Annotated in this window: 6 protein-coding genes and 1 riboswitch; of the genes, 3 read left to right on the top strand and 3 right to left on the bottom strand. The window is 57.5% G+C overall.

Going from position 1 to position 7,014, the window contains the following annotated elements:
* Positions 1 to 142: 142 nt before the first annotated feature.
* Positions 143 to 258, bottom strand: a riboswitch (FMN riboswitch).
* Positions 259 to 333: 75 nt separating this feature from the next.
* Positions 334 to 933 carry a hypothetical protein gene (locus JX325_RS10960; protein WP_204791164.1) on the bottom strand — a complete coding sequence of 200 codons (600 nt, stop codon included), beginning with the start codon at positions 931 to 933 and terminating at the stop codon, positions 334 to 336.
* 325 nt (positions 934 to 1,258) lie between these two features.
* Here JX325_RS10960 and JX325_RS10955 point away from each other — a divergent pair, with 325 nt between their 5' ends.
* Complete coding sequence (locus JX325_RS10955; RefSeq protein WP_204791163.1) at positions 1,259 to 1,777, top strand: GNAT family N-acetyltransferase; 519 nt, start codon at positions 1,259 to 1,261, stop codon at positions 1,775 to 1,777.
* Positions 1,778 to 1,867: 90 nt separating this feature from the next.
* The gene (locus JX325_RS10950) at positions 1,868 to 2,701 is read left to right on the top strand and encodes a hypothetical protein (RefSeq protein WP_204791162.1); all 834 of its coding nucleotides are present in this window, start codon (positions 1,868 to 1,870) and stop codon (positions 2,699 to 2,701) included.
* On the opposite strand, the gene JX325_RS10945 is transcribed toward JX325_RS10950, so the two are convergent.
* Positions 2,668 to 3,825: a DUF3048 domain-containing protein gene (locus JX325_RS10945; RefSeq protein ID WP_204791161.1), complete on the bottom strand. Its 1,158-nt coding sequence runs from the start codon at positions 3,823 to 3,825 to the stop codon at positions 2,668 to 2,670. The two genes, JX325_RS10950 and JX325_RS10945, sit on opposite strands and share 34 nt — an antisense overlap.
* A gap of 194 nt (positions 3,826 to 4,019) precedes the next feature.
* Here JX325_RS10945 and JX325_RS10940 point away from each other — a divergent pair, with 194 nt between their 5' ends.
* On the top strand, positions 4,020 to 4,544 hold the full coding sequence (locus JX325_RS10940; RefSeq protein ID WP_204791160.1) for a DUF4364 family protein: 525 nt from the start codon (positions 4,020 to 4,022) through the stop codon (positions 4,542 to 4,544).
* A gap of 36 nt (positions 4,545 to 4,580) precedes the next feature.
* Here JX325_RS10940 and dnaE read toward each other — a convergent pair.
* Positions 4,581 to 7,014 (bottom strand): DNA polymerase III subunit alpha (gene dnaE / locus JX325_RS10935; RefSeq protein WP_204791159.1); only part of this gene is annotated, 2,434 nt, incomplete at its 5' end.

Below are 7,014 nucleotides of genomic sequence, written 5' to 3'. Positions count from 1 at the left end.
AAATACCTCCTAAAAAAATTACACCTAAAAGCAATGAAATGCCTTTAGGTGTTACCATTTTAAGGTGTATTGAAAAATGTCGACAAAGCATTTGACGGATAGGCAAAAAGTGCATAGTATCAGAATAATACTGACATATCCAATACACCTTCTTTAATCCAGACTATACTGTCGGTTTTGGACTTTCACCAAATCAGCATTTACATGCTCGCGGACTTTACCGCCGATCGGGAATTTCACCCTGCCTTGAAGACATTCATTCTATTCAGTTGTCGCTCATCATTATAGGTTTATTTGCCGCTCATGTCAAGAGAACATTTGTCAAGGGGGATTTCACCAAAACAATTGGCAAATTGTACTTTTATTCTGGAGACCCATTTGATTATAGGAATTGACCTCAAAAGTCATTATACCATCCAAGTATCCAGCGTTTAGTTCGGTTACACGTCCACTTGCCCAATGTTCCGTACTCCGGCGATCATACCAGTGTAGCCACGCACATTCTGTCTCATAGATTACACCAAAGTAAAATTGACAGTTTTTATCCATCTGCTTGGCATAGTGTTTAATCTTTCGCAAATCAGCCTTTATAACATCCAAAGTGCCTTGCGCTGTCCCGCCCACAAATTTCAGTTCAATAATGGAAACAATATCCAACACTCTTTGGGAAAGAGACCCATCTGCAGAAAGATCCATTTGTACGATCGCCAAGTCCGCTCTATACTTCAATTCTGGTATGTAAAATTCCGGATAGATAAAAAGATTATTCGCCTTTAGAACATCTTCTAAATAGGTACGTAGATGATGGTACAAACTGGATTGCAGACTCGCTTCGCGGAGAAGATTCCCGCTACCATAGTCCTCGCAAATCTCTTTCAACCAAATCATTTTGATTACATGGTCGATTGTACGCCGTACACTTTTTGCAATCATTGTTACCCACCCTTTTATCATGACGGCCAAAGTATATCACAAAGCTGAACGACATTCAATTCTTGTTTTTATAGGCGCTGCTAATAGTAGCAACCTGCAAATACATGTCAAGCTCCAAAACGAAAAAAACTTGAAGAAATTTAGCAGCCGCAAAAGGGCAGTGAAATTCAAGTTTCGCTGACAGAAGCAGAACCTTTTCTGTTTTGTCTTTTTGATGTGGCCTGAACCGGGGCCTGAACCGGGGCCTGAACCGGCCCCAAGGTGGTGGACGGCTGTCCGTCCCCGTGATATAATAAATGTCAAATTTTATCTTGGGAGGCACACTATGACATCCTTTATATTGAGGCCCTGGCAGCGGGCAGACATAGAGGCCGTCGCGGAGGCGGCGGATAACCCGAACATTGCGGCGAATCTGCGGAACATCTTCCCCTCCCCCTACACCCTGGCGGACGCGAAGTGGTTTGTGGAAGACTGCATCGCTCAGGGCGAAGCCCGGCAGCTCATGCGGGCCATCGCCGTCAACGGCCGGGCCGCCGGCAGTATCAGCGTCGCCAGAAAGGACGACGTATACGAAAAATCCGCTGAGCTGGGTTACTGGCTGGCAGAGAATTATTGGGGCCGGGGCATCATGGCGGAGGCGGTGCGGCAGATTTGCCGGGAAGCCTTTGACCGCTTTGACATCCTCCGCATTTTCGCGGAGCCCTTTGCGGAAAACCTGGGCTCCCGCCGGGTGCTGGAAAAGGCGGGCTTCGTCTGCGAGGGCACAATGCGCATGGGCGTCTATAAAAACGGGCGGGTACAATCCTACTGCATGTACGCCCTCCTGCGGGAGGAACTGAAATAGCGCCTCCTCCCTCACCTCCCGGGCGGCGGCGCATACACTGGATTGAAAGGACCTTGTTCTTTCGCCAGCTACTTATTAGGAGGTATTGCAATGCCCGAGAAAGTCATGCCCGGTCCCGTGGAGGACCTCAGCGGCATCCGAGAGGCAGTTTGCATTCATACACGGAAAGTGTACGATTCTTGCCGTGACAAGGACTGCATCGAGGACCTGCGCTTCTATCCCAAGCTTCAATATGTGGATGTCATTAACCGCGCCCTGTCCGTCAAGGGCGGCAGCGCCAAGCTGCTCTATGTCTACGTGGACGTGGAGCCCGTCAGCTTCAACCGGGGCTTCTACACCGTCGACATGCGTTTCTTCTACTCCGTCACCCTGCAAGCGTATCTGAGCTGCCCCGCCCCTGTTACGGTAGAGGGCCTTTGTGTCTTCGACAAACGGGCCATCCTCTTCGGCAGCGAGGGGAACGCCAAAATTTTCTCCTCCGAGCTCCGCACCGGCGAGCCGGACCTCCAGCTCACCAGCCGTTCCAATCTTCCCATCGCCGTAGTCGAGGCCGTGGACCCCATCGTCCTGGATGCCCGGATCATGGACTGCTGCGGCAAGCGGGACTGCGACTGCGAGCTGTGCGAGGTGCCTTCCTTCGTCAACAGCTGCTTCGACGGGGAGCTCTCCAGCGGCGACGACAGCCGCCGCATCTACGTCACTCTGGGCCAGTTCTCCATCGTCCGGCTGGAGCGGGNCTCCCAGCTCCTGGTCCCCGTATACGACTATTGTATGCCCGATAAGGAGTGCTCCTGCGGCAGCGGTACCGAAGACCCCTGCGGCATCTTCCGGAACATCTCCTTCCCGGTGGGCGAGTTCTTCCCGCCCAACACGGTGCGGATGCCTGAGAACTACGAGGAATGCTGCTGCGCCTGCCGCAAATAAAACCAAGGACCGCCCCGGAAACGGGGCGGTCCCTTCGCTTNTTCGTATTCCACCGTGCTGGTCTTAGGGCTGATGATGCAGACATAGCTGCTCCCCTGGCCCAGGGCCAGAGCGCGGCCATCCTCCAGCGTGTAGGCAAACGCGCTGTTCCGGTCTTTCCGGCTCCACTGAATGGGGACCGCCTTGCCGCCGCAGAAGAAAAGCCCCTCTCCCTCGCCGGTGGTCTGGACCCGGAGACGGCCCACTTCATCCAGGACGGCGGTGGAGGTCTTCAGCACCAGCACATTGACAGCGCCGACCTGCTCCCCGGTGCTGCCGTCCACATGTTCCTTGCCGTACTGACCCACCAGATACTTCCCTGTGGCCGCGTCGTAGTCAAATGTCCCGGTCTTATAGCTGGAGAAGCGGACCTTGATATGCTCCGCCGCTTCCCCCGCCGCCGGGGTTCCGTCCTCCGTGAACGCCTGGATAGAATTCCAGCCATCCACATGCTCCGTGGAGATCTTGCCCTTTTCCAGGTACTCTAAAATTTTCTCCCCGGAGGTAATCAGGCTGTGTTCATAGCCGTTATTCTTCCTTCGGTCCGGGTCCCGCCAGAAAATCTTTGCGTCCNCTCCNCCCCGGACGNCGTCCATATGGTCCACCTTCCAGCTCCGCAGATTGGAATAAGCCTCCTGGCTGCCGCCGGCGTGGACATACACCGCGTCATGTCCCAGGGCCAGCTCCACAAAGTAAGGCNGGGCNGAGCGAACGCTTCCCAGAATGTCCACACCCTCTACCGTTTGGTAAAGGCACAGCATCCGGGTGATGCCCCCCTCCACCGGGACCTCGTAGATAATATCCGCCTGGGAGATGCCCAGCTGGGGCTGCGCCGCCTTCAGGTTGTTCAGCATGATGGCAATGGGCCGCAGGTTCTCATACTCCGGCTCCATAGGCAGGCCCGTCAGCGGATTCATCCCCGCCGGAACAGCGGGTTCCGGCTCCGGCTCCGGTTCAGGCGGTGGGAGCGGGTCCGTTTTCTCTGCGGGCTCAGGCTCCGGGACCGGGTCTGTCTTCCCCCCGCAGCCCCCCAGGGTCAAGAGCATCCACGCCGCTAATAAGATCGCCAGCGTTTTTCTTTTCATCTTGCCGCCGCCTTTCCAGTTTAGAACTGTCCCTATGATACCAATGTCGGCAAGAGCCGTCAAGGTGCTTTCCGGTAAATTTCGACAAATTTCCACCTCCGCCCGTTCAGGCAGACTTGTCTTTTTCCCTCCGGCGGGGTATAATAAAAAAACACCACGCTTCTTGCGAGAAAACCGGAGAGGAGGCCACCGCTATGCCGGGCTTTATCCAGGACAAACTGGAAATCAAATTTTTGATTCTCTACATCGCCGCCAGAATTGAGGAACCGGCGCCCTTTGACGCCATCTTGGACCTGACCCTCTGCGACGACGCCATTGACTACTTCGACTTTTCCGATTGCCTGGCCGACCTGGTCCGCACCGGGCACCTGACCCTCTCCGCCTCCGGCCTCTACGCTCTTACGGACAAGGGACGTAGGAACGGCGCCGCCTGTGAGTCCAGCCTCCCCTACTCTATCCGCCAGCGCTGTGACAAAAACCTGGAGGAGTGGAACCGTAAGCTCCTCCGCCGGCGGCAGGTAAAGGCCTCCGTCGAGCAGAGGCCAAACGGGACCTATACGGTGCGCCTCCAGCTCACCGACGACAAGGGCGGCGTGATAGATCTCAAATTGATGATGGTGGACCAGGCTCAGGCCAAGGCGGTGGCCAAACGGTTCCAGGAAGCGCCGCAAAAGCTCTATGGCCGGATCATCCAAGCCTTGACGGCGGAAAACGAATAGAAAACGCGGGTACGGAAGATTCCGTACCCGCGTTTTTTATTTGACGGCTACATTTTCCGCTCCCAGCGTTTCCTTGGCCTCTTCAATCAGGGCCCTGTGGAGCATTGCCCGCGTACCGTACACCTTCCGGGTGTCCGCCATAACCATTTTCACCTGGGCGTCTCCCGGGAACATGGTGAACACCAGCTTCAGGTGCCGGACCGCCGGGTGGTCCAGGGAGGGGAATTTCAAATACAGGGTTTCCCCCTTCACCAGCTTGTCCTCTTTCGCGGCGGGAAGCCGGGCCGCGAGCCCCCCTTCCGCCGTCTCCAGCGGATATGCGGAATCGCACATGAGCTGGGGGGCCTTTTCGTCCCGGACGGACAGCTTCCCCTTCACCACCACGGCCTGGTTCTCCCGGAGGTAGGGCCCGCAGACGTCCAGCGTCCGGCTGAAGCACAGCATCTCAATGGACCCGGTCTCGTCCTCCACCACCACGTAAGCCATGAGGCTGTTGTTTTTTGTGGTCTTGGTCTTGCTGGAGGTCACTACCCCCGCCAGGGTCAGATACTGCCCGTCGGCAAAGCGGGTGGGGCCGTTCTCCTGGTTGAAGTCCTCCAGCACCTTTCCAATCTGGGGGACCCGCAGCCGCCGCACAATATCCCGGTAAGCGTCCATCGGATGCCCGGANAGATAGAGGCCGGTGGTTTCCTTCTCCATGGTCATCCGCTCCTGGGCCGTGAACTCCGGGATATCCGGCAGATGAACGTCCTCCGCCGCCTGGCCACGGCTTTGGGACATGCCGAAAAAGTCCAGCTGTCCCTCCAGGTTCTGTCTCTGGCGGGCCGCCGCGGCGTCCAGCACCTTCTCATAGATCTGGATGAGCTGGGAGCGCCGGGCCCCGGTGGAGTCGAAGGCCCCGGCCCGGATCAGATTTTCCAGCGCCCGCTTGTTCATGTCGCTGCCCGCCATGCGGCGGCAGAAGTCCGGCAGGGACCGGAAAAGGCCGGACGCCTCCCGCTCCTTCATGACGGCCTGGATAAAGCCCCGGCCGATGTTTTTAATGGCCACCAGCCCGAAGCGGATGCCTCCCTCCTCCACGGTGAAGCGGTCCAGGGAGCGGTTGATGTCCGGGGGCAGCAGGGCGATGCCGCAGTCCCGGCACTCGTTGATATAGCCCGCCACCTTATCCGAGTTGTCCAGCACGGAGGTCAGCAGGGCCGCCATGTACTCCCGAGTGTAGTGGCACTTGAAGTAGGCCGTCTGATAGGCTACCACGGCGTAGGAAACGGCGTGGGCCTTGTTGAAAGCGTACTCGGCGAAGTCGTAGATTTTGTCGTAAATCAGCTGAGCGGTGCCCTCCGGAATTCCCCGGGCGGCGCAGCCCTGGATGTTTCGTTTTTCGTCGCCGTGCAAAAACGCCTCCCGCTCTTTTTCCAGGTCCTTGACCTTCTTCTTGCTCATGGCCCGGCGGACCATGTCCGCCTGTCCCAGGGAGTAGCCCGCAAGCTCCTGAAAGATTTTAATGACCTGTTCCTGATAAACAATGCAGCCATAGGTATTGGAAAGAATGGGCTCCAACAGCGGATGGTCGTACTTCACCTTTTCCGGGTTATGGGCGCACTCCAGAAATTGGGGGATGGAATCCATGGGCCCGGGCCGGTAGAGGGCGATGATGGCGGTAATGTCCTCGATGTTCCGTGGCCTCAACCCCACGCAGACCCCGGTCATGCCGGTGGACTCCATCTGGAACACGCCGGAGGTCTTCCCCGCCGCCAGCATCTCATAGGTTTCGGGATCGTCCTCCGGGATATCCGCCAGGCGGAAGTCCGGCTGCTGCTCCTTGAGGANCTGNACCGCGTCCTCCAGCACCGTCAGGTTCCGCAGGGCCAGAAAGTCCATCTTTAAAAGCCCCAGCTCCTCCAAGGTCACCATGCCGTACTGGCAGACCACAATGTCGTCGTTTTTCGCCAAGGGCACATACTCATACACGGGCCGCTTGGTAATCACCACCCCGGCGGCGTGGGTAGAGGCGTTCCGGGGCATGCCTTCCAGCATCTGGGCGGTGTCAATGAGCCGCTTTACCGTCTCGTCACGGTTATAGAGGTCGCTGAGGGACTTCGTCAGCCGCAGGGCGTCCGCCAGGGTAATGTGGGCCCCGGGGGAGTTGGGAATCTGCTTTGCAATCTGGTCCACCTCGGCGTAGGGCAGGTTCATTACCCGGCCCACATCCCGCACCACGCCCCGGGCGGCCATGGTGCCGAAGGTGACGATCTGGGCCACATGGTCCCCGCCGTACTTCCGGCGGACATACTCGATGACCTCCCCCCGCCGGGTGTCGCCGAAGTCCATGTCGATATCCGGCATGCTCACCCGCTCCGGGTTCAAAAAGCGCTCGAAGTAGAGCCCGTATTTCACCGGGTCGATGTCCGTGATATAGAGGCAGTAGCTGACCATAGAGCCCGCCGCGCTGCCCCGGCCCGGCCCCCCG

Origin of the sequence: Oscillibacter sp. CU971, assembly GCF_905219725.1 — a bacterium.
Taxonomy (GTDB): domain Bacteria; phylum Bacillota; class Clostridia; order Oscillospirales; family Oscillospiraceae; genus Oscillibacter.
This window is presented reverse-complemented; position numbering and strand designations above follow the sequence as displayed.